The organism is Dysgonomonas termitidis (genome assembly GCF_054657735.1).
Genome location: NZ_BAAHYD010000002.1, coordinates 3,991,414 through 4,012,279, shown reverse-complemented (window position 1 = coordinate 4,012,279; position 20,866 = coordinate 3,991,414). Strand labels below are relative to the sequence as shown.

The following is a 20,866-nucleotide window of genomic DNA, read 5'->3' as shown; positions in this document are numbered from 1 at the left end:
TATGAAGAGAATATTAACTGTATTGTTTTTTGTTTTGAGTACGTTTCCTCTATCAGCTCAGGATGCCACATGGATATACTATCCGGGAGATTTTGAAATATGGCTCGGTAATGAAACGCAGAATCGCCGTACGGAAAGGGATGGTTTCTTTCCTCCGTTCTGGAAGATGGATAGCCACTATGTCGCGGTAGAATTTTCTACAAAATTAGTCTTGCCTGTGGCTGAGGAAGTTGAAATATATGCAGAAGGTAAGTATAATATAAAACTGGATGGAAAAATACTTCCTGCCTGTAATAAGATAACCATTCCGGCAGGAAAACATAGCCTGAATATTAAAGTACATAATCAGGCTCATGTTCCGGCCATATATGTGAAAGGACAATCCTTTGGTTCGGATGAGAGTTGGAAAGTAACTTTCGAAGATAAAGAATGGATAGACGAGTCGGGTAAAGCCTCCGATACCTCTTCAGGTACAGCATACCTGCAAGCCGGGCGATGGAATTTCAATTCACCTGATACTCCTCCGTCTGAGTTCAAACTGGCAGTAACACCAATGACTGCTGCCGGAACTGAAAAGAAAGGGGCGGGAGAACTCATTGATTTTGGAAAAGAGACTTTCGGATATGTGAAATTCCATCAGCTGAAGGGAAAAGGCCGTCTGAATATATATTACGGGGAATCACCCGAAGAAGCTTTATCGACAACCCATTGCGAAACATTAGACCGGATCGATATAGATAATCCATCCGCGAATGATTTTACTTTGGAAGATTCAAAAGCTTATCGTTACATATATGTCGAAACAGATGGAGACTTGTCTTACTCTTCCGTGTCGATGTTGTATGAGTATCTGCCTCTGGATTACAGGGGGCAGTTCAGATGTAACGATGAGTTGATAAACCGCATCTGGGATATTTCTGCCTATACGATGCACCTTACCTCGAGGGAGTTTTTTATTGATGGCATTAAACGCGACCGTTGGATATGGAGCGGTGATGCTTATCAGAGTTACCTGATGAATTACTATCTGTTTTTCGATTCCCATTCGGTTACACGTACTATGCTGAACCTTAGAGGGAAAGACCCTGTTACGAGCCATGTAAATACGATAATGGACTATACATTCTACTGGTTTATAGGTGTATATGATTATTTGCAATATACGGGCGACCGGGAGTTTGTAAAGCAATTCTATCCGCGTATGCAATCCCTGATGGATTTCTGTTTATCCCGCCGAAACAGTAACGGTATGATGGAAGGCTTAGCCGGGGACTGGGTATTCATCGACTGGGCAGATTTTAAGATGAGTAAAAGTGGTGAGGTCAGTTTCGAGCAATTACTGTTTTGCCGAAGCCTGGAAACAATGGCGTTGTGTGCAGATATAATGGGAGATACTGAGCATGAAGCACGATATGCATCGTTGGCATCAGACCTAAAATCGAAACTGTTCACTTCCTTTTGGTCGGCAAATAAAAATGCTTTTATCCATAATCGCGAGAATGGGGTAATGAGTGAGCAGGTAACTCCTTTTACCAACATGTTTGCCGTATTATTCGATTATCTGGATGCGGAGAAAACAAAAGCAGTGAAAGACAATGTCCTGTTAAATACTAATGCATTGAAGATAACAACGCCATATATGCGTTTCTATGAGCTGGAAGCCTTATGTAAGCTGGGAGAGTACAACCATGTGCTGAAAGAAATCCGTGACTATTGGGGCGGTATGCTCAACTTGGGCGCGACTTCTTTCTGGGAAAAGTATAATCCCGATGAAACCGGTACAGAGCATTTGGCCATGTATGGGCGTCCGTTTGGAAAAAGCCTTTGTCATGCATGGGGAGCCAGTCCAATATATTTGTTGGGCAAATATTACCTTGGGGTGAAACCAGAAAAAGAAGGCTATAAAGAATTCAGTATCAGCCCGGTATTAGGTGACCTTAAATGGATGGAGGGTTCTGTACCTACACCGAAAGGAGATATAAAAGTATATATGGATAAGAAACAGATTAAGGTTTCTGCTACAGAAGGAGAGGGGTATCTCTATTTTACTTCATCGGGGAAGCCTAAAATAAATATTGGGGATATTGAACAAATCGCAGCTAACAGATATAGAGTAATGATTGATACCGGTGAGGAATATATAATAAACGGAAGGTTTTAAAAGCCTTTGAGCCGACTATTTAGACGGGTTTACAATTGCTGAAAACTGTAAAAAGTACACTTAAAAGTCTTGAACATGTTTTATAGCATGTTCACGGCTTTTTTCATCTCATGTTAAAAATATATCTTTGTCAGCACAGTACAGAATAGTATAGTTTGGGTTTAACATTCCATATTGAATAATTCCAGCGGATTTAAAAACCGAATAAAAATAGCCTGATAAAATGAAAATCAAACATCTGTTAGCTTTATTATCGTTCTTTTTTCTGATAATATCCTGCTCAAAAGAAAAAGTTGTAATTGTTTCTCCACAAGGATCATCGAACAGGATTCTATACGGAGTTGATAAATTAAAATCAACTCTTGAAGCGGAAAATTATGAAGTAATAGTTGCTGCATCCGGAGAAAATAATAAAGCGGAAGATTATACAATTTATGTAGAAGAAAGCGCAGCCGATACATTAGCTAAAGAAGGCTATTCTATAAGTACAGAAGGTAAATCCATTCGTATTATAGGTAATGATGCGTCCGGTGCGATGTATGGTTGCATGGAACTTATAAGCCGGATAAAAGATGTCCGGAAAATTCCTTCGGATATCAATCTGACAGACCAGCCTGAAATGGTATTGCGTGGAGCCTGCATCGGTGTGCAGAAACCATATTATCTGCCGGGCAGGACTGTTTATGAATATCCCTATACAGAAGAGACTTTCCCTTGGTTCTATGATAAAGCCTTGTGGATAGAATATCTGGATATGCTTGCCGCCAATAAGATGAATTCGCTCTATCTCTGGAACGGACATCCGTTTGCTTCGTTGGTAAGGCTGAAGGATTATCCTTATGCTGTAGAAGTAGATGATGTGACATTCAAAAAGAATGAAGAGATGTTCTCTTTTCTGACGGAAGAAGCCGATAAAAGGGGGATTTGGGTTATCCAGATGTTTTACAACATTCTGGTATCGAAACCTTTTGCTGAACACCACGGAATAAAAACACAGGACAGAAGCCGTCCTATTACCCCGCTTGTTTCGGATTATACAAGAAAATCGGTGGCTGCCTTCATTGAAAAATATCCGAATGTAGGATTACTGGTTTGTCTCGGAGAAGCCATGGATACCTATGAAGATGATGTGGAGTGGTTTACAAAAACGATCATACCCGGAGTGCAGGATGGATTGAAAGCATTGAATATTACAAAAGAACCTCCGTTGGTGCTAAGAGCGCATGATACGGATTGTAAAATGGTAATGGATGCTGCTCTACCTTTATACAAGAACCTCTATACAATGCATAAATACAATGGTGAATCTCTTACAACTTATGAGCCCCGAGGTCCCTGGTCGAAGATCCATACCGATTTGAGCAGTCTGGGGTCGGTTCATATATCCAATGTACATATTTTAGCTAATCTGGAGCCATTCCGCTATGGTTCGCCGGACTTTATACAAAAAACAGTTCATGCTATGCATAATATTCATGGTGCAAATGCTCTGCATCTGTATCCGCAGGCATCGTACTGGGACTGGCCTTATACGGCAGATAAAACGGAGCCGCGTTTGCGCGAAATGGATCGAGACTGGATCTGGTACAAAGCGTGGGCTCGTTATGCATGGAATGTAAACCGTGACAGAAATGATGAAATAAAATACTGGACTAAGCAACTTGGCGATATGTACGGTTGTGGAGAAGAAGGGCGAAATATTCTCGAAGCCTATGAGCAAACGGGGGAAATAGCGCCTAAGTTATTACGCAAGTTCGGTATCACGGAAGGTAACAGGCAGACTCTTTTGCTTGGAATGTTCCTTAGCCAGCTTGTAAATCCGGCCAAATGGAAGGTATATCCCGGATTCCATGAGTCTTGCGGGCCGGAGGGTGAATTGCTTATCGAGTATATGAATAAAGAGTGGAACAATCAGCCGCATGTAGGGGAAACCCCTCCGCAGTTGATCGGTGAAGCTGTTGCGCATGGCAATGCTGCTGTGGAAGCGATCGACAAAGCTACGCCTAAGGTATCTGAAAATAAAGATGAATTTAACCGTTTGAAAAATGACGTTTACTGTTATCAGGCGTTTGCGAACTTTTTCTCTGAGAAAGTAAAAGCAGCCATGCTTATTCTCAGATACACCCATTCGGGCGATATTACAGATTTGGATAAAGCGATTCCTCTTGTCGAAAAAAGTCTGGAATATTATCAGCAACTAGTTAATCTTACAAAAGATACCTACCTGTATGCAAACAGCATGCAAACAGCCCAGCGCCGGATTCCAACAGGCGGTGATGATGGAAATAATAAAACATGGGAAGAGTTGTTGCCTCATTATGAAGCGGAACTGGTAAACCTCAAAAGGAATATAGAATTTTTAAAGAAGCACGGAGCCGATAATAAGCAAACGATAGAGATATTAAATCCGGTGAATATTACAGTTGACGGAAATCCGGTGAGCTATCCGATGAAAAAAGGAGAGAAGGTATTCTCCGATAAGGACTTTGTAATAGGTGAATTGTCTGAAGAATTGAAAAATATGCACCCATTCCGTTTCAGCCAGGACAAGCAGGCTGCGGAAGGCACTATCATCTCTTTTGAATGTAAAGAAGGCGTCAATCTTTTGGTGGGCTATCTGAATACCGAACGTAAAGAATATGCAAAGGCCCCGACTCTGGAAACCGATGCCAGTGCAAATGCTTACGGGCAGGGAGATGTGCAGATTGCCAACGCAATAGATATTCCGGGACGGGCAACGGTGAATGTCCACACATATACTTTCCCGGCAGGAAAACATACGTTGAATCTGGGTAAAGGCGCATTAATGGTATTAGGCTTTACCGGAGCGGAACAAAAAATAAATCCCCGCAATGCCGGTTTGGGCGCGAATGATCCTTCGAGCCGGATAGATTGGATATTCTATTAATGGTAGGGTTTGTAAATAGATGAATATGAGTGTATTTCGAGTAATTATAATATTACTTATTTCTTTTGCAGGTTGTCTTTCGGCACAGGTTACTGTGCCGAAAGATATTATGAAGAAGATATATGAGGAAGTAAAGACTCCGTTTAAATACGGATTAGTACTTGCCCCGTCAGATAATAAGCATAAGATAGATTGTCCTACTGTTTTTCGTGAAAACGGGAAATGGTATATGTCTTACCTTATCTATAATGGTAAATCGGGCACAGATGGCCGGGGTTATGAAACATGGCTTGCCGAAAGCGAGGATCTGCTTCATTGGGATATATTGGGACGAATTCTGTCTTTTCCGGAAGCCGGAAGCGGGCGTTGGGACGAAAACCAGCGTGCCGGATATGTGGCTTTGATCGACCATGAGTGGGGCGGAAGCTATAAGGCTCAGAAATTCGGTAATAAATACTGGATGTCATATTTCGGCAGCGATACCAGAGGTTATGAGCGCGGCGTTCTGAAAGAAGGAGTAGCATATACTTCCGGCGATATAACCAAAGCACATGAATGGCAAAGTTTCGATATGCCCAGATTATCACCACTGGATGAAGATAGGGGCTGGTGGGAGAATATTACGCAATATAAATCGTCAGTTATCTGGGATAGGAATAAAACACTGGGCTATCCTTTCATCATGTATTACAATGCTGGAGGGGTAAATCCGGATAATAACGTGAAGGCAGAGCGTATCGGCGTTGCTTTATCCGACAATATGGTCGATTGGAAACGTTATGAGGGTAATCCGATTGTAAACCACGAAGAAGGTATCACTGGTGATGGAGTCATCCAGAAAATCGGAGATATATATGTAATGTTCTATTTCAGCGCTTTCCGCAAAGACAGACCTTATAAAGCGTTTAATACATTCGCATGCTCTTACGATCTGGTGAATTGGACGGATTGGGATGGTGATGATTTGATTATCCCGACGGAAAAATATGACAATCTGTTTGCTCACAAGTCTTATGTTATGAAATGGAATGGTGTCGTATATCACTTCTATTGTGCGGTGAACGAAGACGATCAGCGGGGAATAGCTGTGGCCACGTCCAAAGATATGGGACGAAGTCTTATCCGTTTCCCCAAGCCGGATAAAACGACATTCAGAAAAGAGATTTCACTCAATGATAACTGGCTGACAACGGCAGACGATACGAATAAAGAGGCTCATACCGGGTTCCAGTATATGAGCTACAATGATATTAATTGGGAAAAGGTCGATGTCCCACACAATTGGGACAAATATGAAGGTATTCGCCGTCTGAAACACGGCAACAAGCATGGATTTTCATGGTATCGTAGATTGTTTGGGATTAGTGATGAAGGTGCCGGTAAACGATACTTCCTCTTCTTTGAGGGTGTCGGCACCTATGCAACTGTTTATGTCAATGGGGAGAAGGTCGGGTTTCATTCAGGTGGCCGTACTACTTTTACCATTGATATAACAGATGCAGTAAAGTTCGACCAGCCTAATATTTTAGCTGTGCAGGCCGATCATCCGCCAATGATTTCAGATTCTCCATGGATATGTGGAGGTTGTTCTTCCGAATGGGGATTTTCAGAAGGGTCACAGCCTATGGGAATTTTTCGTCCGGTAACATTGGTTGTAACTAACACGGCGAGGATAGAACCATTTGGTGTGCACATCTGGAATAACGAGCCAAAGGTGGTTGATGGTAAAAATGTATTTACGATGAATGTAAATACGGAGTTGAAGAATTACAGTAATAAAGACCGTGAACTGGAAGTAATACAGAAGCTGGTAAACAAAGATGGCATACAGGTAGAACGTGTTGCGGACAAGATAATATTGAAAGCAAATGAAATAAGAGTTATCAATCAGAAAAGTAAGGACGTTACAGATCCTGTTTTGTGGGATACCGAAAATCCTTATTTGTATAAATTGATAACGATGATAAAGGAAAACGGGAAAGTTATAGACGAGGAGACCACAGATTATGGCTTCCGTTGGATTTCATGGCCGGTATACCGTACCGATGGCGATCACCGTTTCTTCCTGAATGGGAAGCCTGTTTTTCTGAATGGTGTTTGTGAATATGAGCACATGCTGGGGCAGAGCCATGCTTTCAGCGAAGAACAGATATGGTCGCGTGTCAGCCAGATGAAAGCAGCCGGATTCAATGCTTTCCGTGATGCGCATCAGCCTCATAATCTGATTTATCAACAAATGTGGGATAAGTCCGGAACTTTGCTTTGGACGCAATTGTCTGCCCATGTTTGGTACGATACTCCCGAATTCAGGAAAACATTCAAGGCTAATCTGAGGGAATGGGTAAAAGAGCGGCGTTCCTGTCCTTCAGTAGTTCTTTGGGGATTACAGAATGAGAGTACATTGCCGGAAGATTTTGCCCGAGAATGTATGGAGATAATCCGTGAGATGGACCCTACTTCTCCTTCCCAACGTTTGGTTACCACCTGTAACGGAGGCACAGGTACAGACTGGAATGTAGTTCAGAACTGGTCTGGAACGTATGGTGGCAACCCATATATCTATAATCGGGAACTAAGCAAGAAAGACCAGTTGCTTAACGGGGAGTACGGCGCATGGAGAAGTATCGATCTGCATACGGAAGGTGATTATGACCAGAAAGGAGCTATCAGCGAAGACCGTATGTCTTTACTTATGGAGATGAAAATAAGATTGGCCGAGCAGGCAAGGGATAGTGTTTGCGGGCAATTCCAATGGATATACAGTTCACATGATAATCCGGGACGAGTACAAAACGAAGAAGGTTTCCGCGATATAGACCGCATCGGGCCATTCAATTATAAAGGGTTGGTTACTCCCTGGGAAGAACCTTTAGATGTGTATTATATGTATCGCTCTAATTATGTTCCGAAAGAAGAAGCGCCGATGGTTTATCTGGTATCACATACATGGAATCACCGTTGGACTGAACCGGGAAAGAAAGATGGCATCAGGGTTTTCTCCAATTGCGATGAAGTGGAGCTTTTCAATGATGTAAAATCCCTATCATTGGGCAAACGTACAAGAAATGGTATTGGAACTCATTTCCAATGGGATGGAGTGGATATCCGTTACAATGTGCTGTATGCCGTAGGTTATGTAAATGGCAACGCCGTAGCCGAGGACTATATTGTAATGGAAAATTTGCCGGAGTCGCCGTCTTTCGGTAAGTTATACAAAGACGTTAAGAATCAGACTTTACCAGAAAATGATTATACCTATATTTATCGTGTAAATTGCGGAGGCCCTGATTTTACAGACGAAAACGGGAATCTGTGGATGGCAGATGTACACAAGAAAAAAGGTAATTCCTGGGGTTCACTCTCATGGACAGATGATTTTGGTAATCTTCCAAATTTTCTGGCATCGCAACGCCGTACCAAAGACCCCATTGCGGGCACAAAAGACTGGGAGCTATTCCAGACATTCCGCTATGGGCGTGATAAATTAAAATACGAATTCCCTCTGCCCGACGGCGAATATTTAGTCGAACTTTATTTCATAGAGCCATGGTGGGGAACAGACCGCAGCATGGATTGCGAAGGCTACCGCATATTCGATGTCGCAGTAAGTGGTGAAACTGTATTGAAAGACCTTGACATCTGGTGGGAAGCCGGACACGATAAGGTTTTGAAGAAAACAGTGAAAGGTTATGCTAAAAGCGGTATACTGGAAATCTCTTTCCCTCGATTGACGGCTGGGCAAGCTGTAATATCTGCTATTGCCATTGCGTCTAAAGATAATGCAGTGAAGGCCGCACCTCCATCACCGGGACTGATTACAGATGTGAAAGGTGGTAAACATAGTTCATGGCTCGATACAGGTAACGGTTTCACAAGTCTTCCACCTGTTTTATATGGGGCAGAATGGATAAAATCTGATACTAAAGCAAAAAATGTATCATTCAAACTCACAGATGATGCTGATATTTATACCGAAGTAGATACGGGTTTTGTAAAAAAGGCATATAAAAAAGATCAGCAGATAAATATCAAAGGGAACAATTATATTATCGCTGTTCCCCGGATAAATTGGATAGAGGAACCGAATCTCCGCCCCGAAATAACTTATGAAGCTGAAATGTCGGAAGTTAGCGCCGGATGGTCGGCCGTAAATCACCGCCAAAAAGACGGTGTAAAAGCCGAAGGTAAAGGTAGGCATACTATAACATGGACTATTTCACCCGGATTAGCCGGAATATATGCTTTACGTTTTAAATATATGAATACCGGTAAAATTCCGGTTATTGCGAATATCCGGATTCTGGCTTCTGACGACAGGGTGATGCGTGAAGATAAAATACAGTTTCCTTCCGCTCCTGAAAAATGGCGTATGGTTAGCACTACTACCGGAGCTTATATCAATGCGGGACATTACAGGGTGGTTATAAGCGGGGATAATCTGGACGGACTTTGGTTTGATGCTTTAGATATGCAGTAAGATGAAAAATATATTGACCTTATTATTTCTGACGCTATTTGTTCAATCCGCTTTTACCCAATTTGATAAGCCGGACTGGGAAAACTTGTCCGTACTTGAAATAAACCGGGAACCTGCCCGGGCAACATTCATCCCTTATGCAGATAGTAAGCAGGCGTTGTCAGCAGACAGGAAAAAATCCCCTTGGTTCTTATCTCTTAACGGAGACTGGCGGTTTTACTGGGTTCCCCGTCCGGAAGAACGGCCGATAGATTTTTACAAGACGAATTTTAACGATAAATCATGGAAAACTATTCCTGTTCCTTCCAACTGGGAGATGCAGGGATATGGCACACCGATATACGTCAGTGCAGGTTACCCTTTCAAAATAGATCCTCCACGGGTAACCGGTGAGCCGAAAGCAGAATATACATCATTCAGGGAGCGTAATCCGGTAGGTTCGTATCGTCATTCTTTCACGTTACCTTCCAATTGGAAGGATAGGAGAACATTCATTCATTTTGCAGGGGTTCAGAGTGCATTTTATATCTGGATAAATGGGGTGAAAGTAGGATATAGTCAGGGAAGCATGGAGCCGGCGGAGTTCGATATTACCGATTATGTAAAGGCCGGGACGAATCAATTGGCAGTAGAGGTTTATCGCTGGTGTGATGGCAGCTATCTCGAGGATCAGGATATGTGGCGTACCAGTGGCATACATCGCGAAGTATTCCTTTATTCGACTGCCGATGTAAGAATTTCAGATTTTGCAGTTCGCACAATATTAGATAAAGATTATAAAGATTCGAGCTTGCAGATAAAACCGGAAATTAAATCGTACAATGGCGATAAGCTGGAAGGTTGGAATCTTGAAGCACAACTGTACGATGCTGATAATAGTCCGGTGTTTGGCACACAGCTTCAGCAAGATGCCCTTCCTGTACTCAATGCCGATAATAAAGCCGCTGTTTTGAATGACAGGACGCCGCAGAGAGGCCCGGCCAAATTTGCATGGATGGAAGCGGCTGTTTCTAATCCTTTGAAATGGACTGTCGAAACACCAAATCTCTATACATTGGTTCTCAGCCTTGTTGATGATAAAAAGCAGGTTGTAGAGGTAATATCCTGCAAAGTTGGTTTCCGCAGCGTTGAAGTTAAAGATGGGCAGGTGTTGGTTAACGGCAATCCGGTAAGGCTCCGGGGTGTCAACCGCCATGAGCATGATCCGGAAACCGGCCGTTCCATTTCTTACGAAAGGATGGTGCAGGATATTAAGCTGATGAAACAGGCAAATATCAATGCTGTCCGTACAGCACATTATCCCAACAATTCCCAATGGTATGAACTGTGCGACCAATACGGCTTGTATGTAATGGATGAGGCCGATATAGAGGAGCACGGCCTGCGGGGAAAACTGGCCAGTGATCCTGCATGGCACGCAGCTTTTATGGACAGGGCTATACGTATGGCAGAAAGAGATAAAAATCATCCGTCGATAATCTGCTGGTCGATGGGTAATGAATCCGGATACGGCCCTAATTTTGCCGCTATCTCTGCATGGCTGAAAGATTTTGACCCGACACGTTTCATTCATTACGAAGGGGCTCAGGGTAATCTTGACCCTGAGACCGTGGATATTATCAGCCGTTTTTATCCGCGTGTACAGGATGAATATCTGAACCCGAATATCGCAGAAGGAGACGATAAAGAACGGGCTGAAAACGCACGTTGGGAACGTTTGTTAAATATAGCAAGGGATACTATCGACAACCGTCCTGTCCTTACCAGCGAATATGCCCATGCGATGGGCAATGCGCTGGGAAACTTCAAGGAATACTGGGATGAGATATATTCGAACAGGAGGATGCTTGGCGGTTTCATCTGGGATTGGGTAGATCAGGGACTTTATAAGACTGATGAAAATGGGATTCGTTTTATGGCCTATGGGGGAGATTTCGGAGATAAGCCTAATCTGAAAGCATTCTGTTTCAATGGAATTGTATTTGCAGAAAGAGAAGTTACTCCTAAATATTATGAGGTGAAAAAAGTGTATCAGCCGATAAAAGCAGAGTTTTCAAGGGGTGATAAAAATGTTATATCCGTAACAAACCGGAACCACTTCATTAATCTGAACGACTATGAAATACGTTGGAAAATAATTGCTGGTGGAGATACTTTACAGCAAGGAGTTTTTACCGGTATAGATATTCCCGCCGGTATGACCGGAGAGATTTCTGTCCCTTTCAAAAAGATAAGCGTCAAGCCGGATACAGACTATTGGTTGAGAATAAGTTTTCATTTGAAAGAAGGCCGGTTATGGGCTGATAGAGGTTATGAAATCGGATTCGAACAATTAAATTTAGGTCTCAGGCAAGATAAAGCGGAAAATCGTAGTAACGTAGCTTTTAAGTCCATTGTAAAAGAAAACGGTGTGATTGAGATGGATGGAAAAACTTTCTCTATGGTTTTCGATCTGAAAGAGGGAATCCTTTCATCTTTGAAATACGATAATAATGAAATGATCGTATCTCCTCTTATATTCCAGGGCTATCGTGCTCCTGTGGATAATGACAAGGGGTTTGGTAACTGGCTGGCGAAAGATTGGAAGGATCAGGGTCTCGACAGTTTAAAACGAACACTGAAATTTGCCGGTATAACAGGAGAAAGCGAGCAATTTGTAAAGATTAAAACTATTGCAGAAAGCCATGCGAAAGCAGGATGGTTTGTACATGAAGTTATATATACGATATGGGGTGACGGAAGGATAGATGTCAGTAATACATTTACGCCATCGGGCACATTGCCCGAATTGCCCCGTCTTGGAGTGGTAATGTCTTTGAATCAGAATTTGGAAAATATGAAATGGTATGGACACGGGCCATATGAGAATTATTCGGACAGAAAAGAAAGTTGTCCGGTAGGAATCTATGCATCTACTGTAACAGAGCAATATGTACCTTATCCGGTGCCACAGGAAACGGGGAATAAAGAGAATATTAAATGGATACAACTTACAAATAAGGCGGGGAAAGGTATTCGCTTTACCTGTACATCTGAACGTATGTCAGGCTCAGCTTTACATTTCACAGCCGGGGATCTTGATATGGCTTCTCATGCTTACCTTTTGAAACCTCGTAAGGAAGTCGTTTTATCGCTCGATGCTATAATGCTGGGACTGGGTAACAGTAGTTGCGGGCCGGGTGTACTGAAAAAATATACAATAGAAAAAAGGCCTTATACGCTGGATTTCACTATAGAACCATTACGATAAAAAACAATCTCTCTGAATATGAAAAAAGTCTTATACCTATTATTGATTTTGAGTTTCTTAATTTCGCAAAATAGCTTTTCGCAACGAAACAATTCCGGAGCAAATGCTGAAACAGGAATACAATACCTGTCGGGAACGGGCTTTGATGATGCCGTAGATTGGGAGTTCTTTTGTACAGAAGGCAATAACAGCGGGAAGTGGACATCTATTCCGGTTCCCTCGTGCTGGGAGTTGCAGGGATTCGGGACTTATCAATATGGTATGCCGTTTTATGGAAAGGCCAATCCTCCGGGGATAGCAAAAGAGCAGGGGTTGTATAAATACAAGTTTAAACTTCCGAAAGAATGGGAAGGACGGGTTATCCGCATCGTTTTTGATGGAGTAATGACCGATTGCGAAGCAAAGATTAACGACCGTCGTTGCGGGCATTTGCATCAGGGTGCATTTTACCGTTTTAAAAGTGATGTTTCGGATCGCATATTCTTTGGTGATACTGAAAATGTATTGGAAGTGACTGTTAGTAAAGAGTCAGCCAATTCGAGTGTAAATATGGCTGAAAGACGCGGCGATTACTGGAATTTCGGAGGGATTTTCCGTCCGGTTTTTGTAGAAGCTCTTCCGGCTCAGTCTATTGACCGTACAGCAATCGATGCTAAAGCCGACGGCAGTTTCTATGCCGATATTTTTCTTGGTTTGGGAATGGGAAACAATACGAAAGTAGTTGCCGAACTTACAGATGTCAATGGTAAATCTATAGGCCGGCCGCTTGAAACTACTGTGTCGCAAGGAACGGACAAAGCGGTAATAAGAGGGAAATTTGAAAATATTAAAAACTGGACACCCGAAACGCCTGATCTGTATTATGTAAACTTTTCATTAGTGCAGGATGGTAAAGTGTTGCACCGGACAAAAGAGCGTTTTGGCTTCCGTACTATTGAAATACGCGAAAGCGACGGAATATATATAAACGGACAGAAAGTAAATATCCGTGGAGTAAACCGTCACAGTTTCCGTCCTGAAACAGGGCGTACGCTCAGCCGTCAGGCAAACTACGATGACGTGAAAATAATAAAGGAGATGAATATGAATGCCGTCCGGCTTTCGCACTATCCGTCAGATCCTGATTTTCTGGACGCCTGTGATGAACTGGGCTTGTATGTCATGGTCGAACTCGGTGGCTGGCATTATAGCTATGATACGGGCGCAGGTACAAAGCTCGTACATGAGATGATAAAACGTGATGTCAACCATCCGTGCGTAACGTGGTGGTCTAACGGAAATGAGGGGGGGCACAACCATGAACTTGTCAAAGAATATGGCCCTCTCGATCCTCAGAAACGTGTAGTCCTGCATCCCCAGAAGAATTTCAACGGATTCGAAACCATGCATTACCGTTCTTATGGCGAAAGCCAGGAATATATGCGAAAGCCAGAGATATTTATGCCGACTGAATTTCTACATGCACTTTATGACGGAGGCGCAGGAGCAGGCCTTTGGGATTACTGGGAAATGATGCGTAAGCATCCCCGCACAGCCGGAGGTTTTATCTGGATGTTTGCCGATGAAGGGGTTATACGTACCGACCAGAACGAAAGGATTGACAATGCAGGCAATTATGGGGCTGATGGAATACTTGGCCCTCACCACGAAAAGGAAGGTAGCTTCTATACAGTAAAGCAGGTATGGTCGCCTGTGCAGATAATGAATACAAAACCGGGTGAAGATTTCAGCGGTTCGTTTACAGTAGAAAACAGATATGACTTTACTAATCTGAAAGACTGCCGTTTTACATGGATGTTGAAAAGCTTCAAAGACGATAAAGCGTCTGTCGTGAAGTCGGGAGAGGTGAAAGGCTTCGACCTTGCACATCATGCAACAGGGACATTAAATATAGGCCTTCCATCCAATTGGAAAGATGCGGATGTATTGTATCTGACAGCTTACGGCCCGCAGGGAGAAGAGCTCTGGACATGGGACTGGACATGGAAGAAAGCAGAAGATTTTTATTCCTTACCTAAGGGCAATGTGTCTGTTTCAGTTAAGGAAGAAGGTGAAAACCTGCTTGTAACGACCGGAAATATGATTCTTGCTTTCGATAAGAAAAGCGGAACATTAGCTTCTGTGAAGAAGAACAACAAGCTTATTTCATTCGCTAACGGCCCTCGTTTTGTAGCATTCCGGCGTGGCGACCGTTCGATGGATGTATATTACAACCATGATGATAATTCGGCACGTAGTAAAGAGCGTATCTATGAAGATATTTCGGGAGTAAGCAGGTTGACAAACTTCAATTATAAAACTTTAGGAGATAGTATCGAGGTTGTTGCCGACTACTTCGGAAATATGTGTCGGGCCCGCTGGATTATTAAGCCGGATGGAACTATCCGACTCGATTATACTTACCGATATGAAGGCGTTGTAGAATTGATGGGTATCATGTTCGATTATCCGGAAGATCGGGTCGTGTCTAAAAAGTGGCTCGGTAACGGGCCTTATCGTGTATGGCAGAATCGTCTGCATGGTGCTACATTCGGTCTTTGGGAAAATGATTACAACGACCCTATTCCGGGAGAATCGTTCCTGTATCCTGAATTTAAGGGATATTTCAGTAATTGGAAATGGGCAACATTTAATACTTCGGAAGGTATAATTAATCTGAAGAATACTGATGATGATAATTATCTCGGAGTTTATAGTCCGAGAGACGGGCGCGATGTATTATTATATACTTTCCCAAATAGTGGTATTTCTATATTGAAAGTTATCCCGGCTGTACGCAATAAGGTGAATGCCACCGATTTGGTCGGCCCTTCTTCTCAGGCCCAATGGGTAACCGGATTGCAGAAAGGAAGTATTTACCTGTCTTTTGAGACAAAATAAGTATTAAATGAAAAAGATATTCTTATTTATCATCATATCATTTCTATTCTTGGGCGATTGCTTTTCTCAAAACCTGAGGCAATTGTGGGAGAAGCCTTCCGCTGAAACGAAATCGTGGACATTCTGGTACTGGATGAATGGGGCAGTAAACAAAAAGAGCATTACGGCCGATTTGGAAGCGATGAAAGAAATCGGGTTGGAAGGGGCATATCTGATGCCAATCAGAGGAATTCCCGAAAAACCTTATCTGACACCGGTTGTGGAGCAGTTAAGCCCCCTATGGTGGGAGATGGTAGACTTCGCTTTCAAAGAAGCGGACAGGATAGGAATGAAAATAGCCTTCCATATTTGCGATGGATTTGCTTTGGCCGGCGGCCCCTGGATTACACCGGAACTTTCTATGCAAAAAGTCGTTTGGTCGCAACTGGATATACAGGGTGGAAAGCAATTTAATGGAACCTTGCCGCAACCCGAAAGCTATAAAGGATATTATAAAGACATTGCTGTCTATGCATTTCCTACACCTGACGGAGAGGGGATTTCGACAGAAACGGTAAAACCGAGAGTAACAAGCAGCATCGCGGATATAGATCCTCAGTTTTTGGTGAAAAAAGATAATAAGGAGCTTTTACGAAGCGATGATCCTTGCTGGATTCAGCTCGAATTTGAAAGACCGTTTACCTGTCGTACCATACAGCTTACGGGGCCTTCGCGTAGTTTCCAGCCGCAAAGGCTCACCATAGAAGCCAGTAATGACGGGAGAAACTATAGGAAGATCGTTCAATTAGAACCTCCCCGCCAGGGATGGCAGAACGATGATTTCCCTATGACTCATTCTATACCAGGCACCACTGCAAAATATTTCCGCCTGCAATATAATCTGAGTGGAACGGAGCCGGGAGCCGAAGATCTGGATGCGGCTAAATGGAAGCAAAATCTGAAACTTAAAAGCATCTGGATGTCTTCCGAAGCCCGCATACATCAGTACGAAGGTAAAACGGGAGACGCGTGGCGTGTCAGCGCCCGTACTACTGCTTCGCAGATACCGGATAACCAATGTATAGATATGAAAAAAATGACAGATATTTCTTCATATCTAGGCACAGACGGTAAATTGAACTGGAAGGCTCCGGAAGGAAAATGGACAATCCTGCGTTTAGGCCATACGTCGACGGGACACACCAATGCCACCGGAGGAGGTGGAATCGGATTGGAGTGTGATAAATTCAATCCCGAAGCTATCCGCCTGCAATTCAATTCATGGTTTGGAAAGGCTTATGAAGTGGCCGGGCCGGAGATTGCATCCCGTGTATTGAAAGTCTTTCATGTAGATAGTTGGGAATGTGGTAGTCAGAACTGGTCTCCGTTGTTTCGGGATGAGTTTAAGAGTCGCAGGGGATACGATATATATGATTATTTACCGGTAATGGCCGGATTTCCTGTCGGAAGCGCTGATATGTCGGAACGTATTTTGTATGATGTGCGCCAAACTATAGCAGAGTTGGTTGTAGATAAGTTCTATGCCGTACTGAAAGAAGAAGCCAATGCGAAAGGCTGTGAATTCAGCGCCGAGAATGTATCGCCAACTATGGTCAGCGATGGTATGATGCACTATAAAAACACTGATATTCCGATGAATGAATATTGGTTGCAAAGTCCTACCCACGATAAGCCTAATGATGTGTCGGACGCCATTTCAGGCGCGCACATCTACGGGAAAAATATTGTACAGGCAGAGGCATTCACACAGTTAAGGCTGATGTTCGACGAACATCCCGCGATGCTGAAAACCCTGCAAGACAGGCATTATGCTTTGGGAGTAAACCGTCTGAGCTACCATGTGTACGCGCTGAATCCCTGGCAGGATCGTAAGCCGGGTATGACACTCGATGGCATCGGGCTGTATTTTCAGCGCGACCAGACCTGGTGGAAACCTGGCAGGGCATGGGTAGATTATGCACAGCGCTGCCAGGCCTTATTGCAATATGGAAAACCTGTCGCCGATATTGCCGTATTCACAGGGGAGGAATTGCCTAGGCGTTCTATCTTACCGGACAGGCTTGTTCCGTTTTTGCCGGGGCTGTTTGGTGAAAAAAAACTGGAATGGGAGAAAAGGCGCATGGCGAATGTGGGCACGCCTGCCCGGGAAATGCCTGCCGGAGTAAATCATTCCGCAAATATAACAACTTCCGAAGATTGGGTCAACTGCCTCAGAGGCTATCAGTATGACAGCTTTAATGCCGATGTGCTGTTGAACAGAATGAAGGTAGAGGACGGACGGATTGTCCTTCCTGACGGTATGAGTTACGCCGTATTGGTAATCCCCGGTAAACATCCTATGCAGCCGGAATACAGGATGTCGAAGGCTGTGGCCCGGAAATTGAAAGAGTTTTCCGCGCAAGGGGCCAAGATAATGATAGGGGGTTTACCTGTTGAAACGTTAGATTTTAAAGAGGAGGGAGAAAAAATAGAATGGGCTTCGGCCAGTTTTGTAAAGCTGCCTTATGTCAAAGAAACTTTTGAAGATATTGGTGTCGGACGTGATTTTGCAGCGATGGAGAAAGGAATAAAGGGTTATGCCAGGGGTATTGCCTACACTCATCGCCAATCAGATAAGGCTGATGTCTATTTCGTTTCCAACCAGCAGGATAAGAAGCGGGACCTGGAGGTTAGCCTCCGTTCATCGGGGCGTATTCCTGAATTGTGGAATCCTGTCACCGGAAAGACAGATACAAATGCCAGCTGGTCTGTTGTGGACGGAAGAACAAATATAGATTTGGCATTAGAGCCGAACGAATCTTGCTTTATCGTGTTGCAAACGCCAACATCCGCAACAGGCGGAAAAGGAAGTATTCGGAAAATAACCGATACAATTCCGTTAGCAGGTACATGGAGTGTATCATTTGATAAAGAAAAGAGAGGCCCGACAAATCCCGTAATGTTTGAAACGCTGACAGATTGGAGCAGGCATAAAAATGACAGTATCCGCTATTATTCAGGTACGGCTATTTATAGAAGTACCTTTAACCTGAATGTTGCCGACAGAGATAAATTCGATATCGCATTTGATGAAATTGCAAATCTTGCGGAGGTAAAAATCAATGGCAAGTCCTGTGGTATCATCTGGACGAAACCATATAGGCTGGATATTTCCGGTGCTGTAAAAAATGGGGAAAATACAATTGAGATCGAAGTTGTAAATACATGGGCAAACCGTATCTTAGGCGATGAATATTACAATGCGGAACCTGATGACAACAAGAAGATATGGACGAACGGAACCCATCACAGGAGAAGGGATAAAACCCTTGCCGGAAGCGGTCTTATTGGAAATGTTATAATTGAAAAGGGAAACAATTGACATTTAGAGATTATAAATTGATAAATGATGCTCATCAGAAGTTGAAAACTTTATCTATGTTATTAGCGGATAGCCTTTGGCTGTTAGCTGATAGCTCTTTGAAAGGATGAACGAGCCCCCAAGGGGGAACTTACCGAGAGGGAAAAAAGGGACAGATAAAAAATAGTGGAAAAAGTGTAACTTTTGTAACTTTTTTGAAATAGTAACGGGTTATTTCGCCCTTCGGGCAATTACAAGTTACGAGTTGACAAGATACGAGATACAAAATACGAGTTGTTTACTGTTTACTGATTACTGGTATATCTGTTACTTTTGTTACTTTTTAACTATATATAGTTAATTAATATTAATATCAATGTCATTATAAACTAAAAAACTAATATAAATATAAACATGAAAAAACTCTCTTTGCTATTATCTCTGATGTTGATATTAAGCATGTCAGTTCAGGCGCAGTTGAAATTGCCATCCATCTTTGGCGATAACATGTTATTACAACAAAACTCAAATATCAATATGTGGGGCTGGTCGGAAAAAGGGAAGTCGATAGAAGCAGATCCGTCATGGACTGACCGGAAATATTCGGCCAAGACAGATAATGCAGGTAGATGGATTCTGCAAATACCTACTCCAACCGCAGGTAATGATACATATACGATTACTGTTTCGGATGGGAAAGATAAAATTACTCTTGAGAATATATTGATTGGCGAGGTCTGGCTATGCTTAGGCCAGTCTAATATGGAAATGCCGATGAAAGGCTTTAAAAATCAGCCGGTAGAGGGAGGGAATAAAGCTATTTTCAAGTCGAAGAATAAGAATATGCGCATTATTACAGTTAAACGTACATCCGAACTGGAGCCACAGGATAATTTTATCGGAGAATGGCAGGAAGCTACCCCCGAAACAGTAAAGGAATTCAGTGCCACCGCTTATTACTTCGGGCGCCTGATAAACGAAACACTGGATATTCCGGTCGGGCTTATCCTTTCTTCATGGGGAGGGTCGTGGATCGAAAGCTGGATGAGCCGCGATATTCTCAGCCGTGAATTTAAGGAAGTGAAACTGCCGGATAGTATCGATGATGTAAAGGAGAAGAACCGGACTCCTACGACTCTGTACAATGGCATGATACATCCGGTAAAAGGTTATACTATCAAAGGAGCGATAATGTATCAGGGAGAATCTAATTACGACCGGGCAGCGCAATATCCCCTTCTTTTCCAGACTTTTGTAAAGGAAATGCGGAAAATATGGGGGCAGGGAGAATTTCCGTTCTATTATTGCCAGATAGCGCCATATAATAATCCTCCCGAAAAGCACGGGGATTTTAACGCGGCCTTTTTACGCGAAGCTCAATATAAATCTGCTCAGGTAATACCAAATTCGGGGATGGCAGTTCTGATGGATATAGGCGAAGAGAACTGTATCCACCCCCGCAATAAAGAAGCCGGAGGTGAACGCCTGGCAATGATGGCTCTGGCTAAGACTTACGGGATGACAGGTTTTGCATATGAAAGCCCGACATTTAGAGAGATGGTAGTAGAAGAAGGCAAGGCTGTTTTGTCGTTCGACAATGCCCCTATGTGGCTTACAGCCTACGGAAAAGAACTTAAAAACTTTGAGATAGCGGGCGAAGACCGGGTGTTTTATCCGGCAAAGGCAGAGATCAAACGCAGCAAGATAGAAGTTTCGTCAGATAAAGTCGGCAAACCGCTCGCTGTGCGTTATGGCTTTAAGGATTTTGTTATTGGAGATTTATTCAGTACCGAAGGCTTGCCTTTATCTTCATTCAGGACAGATAACTGGGATGATATTAAATAAGTTAT

At 43.1% G+C, this 20,866-nt stretch carries 7 protein-coding genes; all 7 read left to right on the top strand.

Annotated features, from left to right (window positions below; genetic code table 11):
• Position 1: 1 nt before the first annotated feature.
• The 7 genes from ACYQ3L_RS20725 to ACYQ3L_RS20695 all read left to right on the top strand — a co-directional run bounded on the left by ACYQ3L_RS20725 (position 2) and on the right by ACYQ3L_RS20695 (position 20,861).
• Complete coding sequence (locus ACYQ3L_RS20725; protein WP_379999737.1) at positions 2-2,161, top strand: alpha-L-rhamnosidase-related protein; 2,160 nt, start codon at positions 2-4, stop codon at positions 2,159-2,161.
• Between the two features lie 223 nt (positions 2,162-2,384).
• Positions 2,385-5,069 (top strand): alpha-d-galacturonidase, encoded by a 2,685-nt coding sequence (locus ACYQ3L_RS20720; protein WP_379999739.1) that lies wholly within the window; start codon positions 2,385-2,387, stop codon positions 5,067-5,069.
• A 25-nt stretch (positions 5,070-5,094) separates the two neighbouring features.
• Entirely contained in the window at positions 5,095-9,546 is a 4,452-nt protein-coding gene (locus tag ACYQ3L_RS20715) for a beta-d-glucuronidase/beta-L-arabinofuranosidase (protein ID WP_379999741.1), read from the top strand.
• Position 9,547: 1 nt separating this feature from the next.
• Positions 9,548-12,796, top strand: coding sequence for a beta-galactosidase, LacZ type (lacZ, locus tag ACYQ3L_RS20710; RefSeq protein ID WP_379999743.1), 3,249 nt, complete (start codon positions 9,548-9,550; stop codon positions 12,794-12,796).
• A gap of 18 nt (positions 12,797-12,814) precedes the next feature.
• Positions 12,815-15,676, top strand: coding sequence for a glycoside hydrolase family 2 TIM barrel-domain containing protein (locus ACYQ3L_RS20705; protein ID WP_379999745.1), 2,862 nt, complete (start codon positions 12,815-12,817; stop codon positions 15,674-15,676).
• A 7-nt stretch (positions 15,677-15,683) separates the two neighbouring features.
• The gene (locus ACYQ3L_RS20700) at positions 15,684-19,037 is read left to right on the top strand and encodes a glycosyl hydrolase (protein ID WP_379999747.1); all 3,354 of its coding nucleotides are present in this window, start codon (positions 15,684-15,686) and stop codon (positions 19,035-19,037) included.
• A gap of 393 nt (positions 19,038-19,430) precedes the next feature.
• Positions 19,431-20,861 carry a sialate O-acetylesterase gene (locus tag ACYQ3L_RS20695; protein ID WP_379999749.1) on the top strand — a complete coding sequence of 477 codons (1,431 nt, stop codon included), beginning with the start codon at positions 19,431-19,433 and terminating at the stop codon, positions 20,859-20,861.
• Positions 20,862-20,866: the final 5 nt, after the last annotated feature.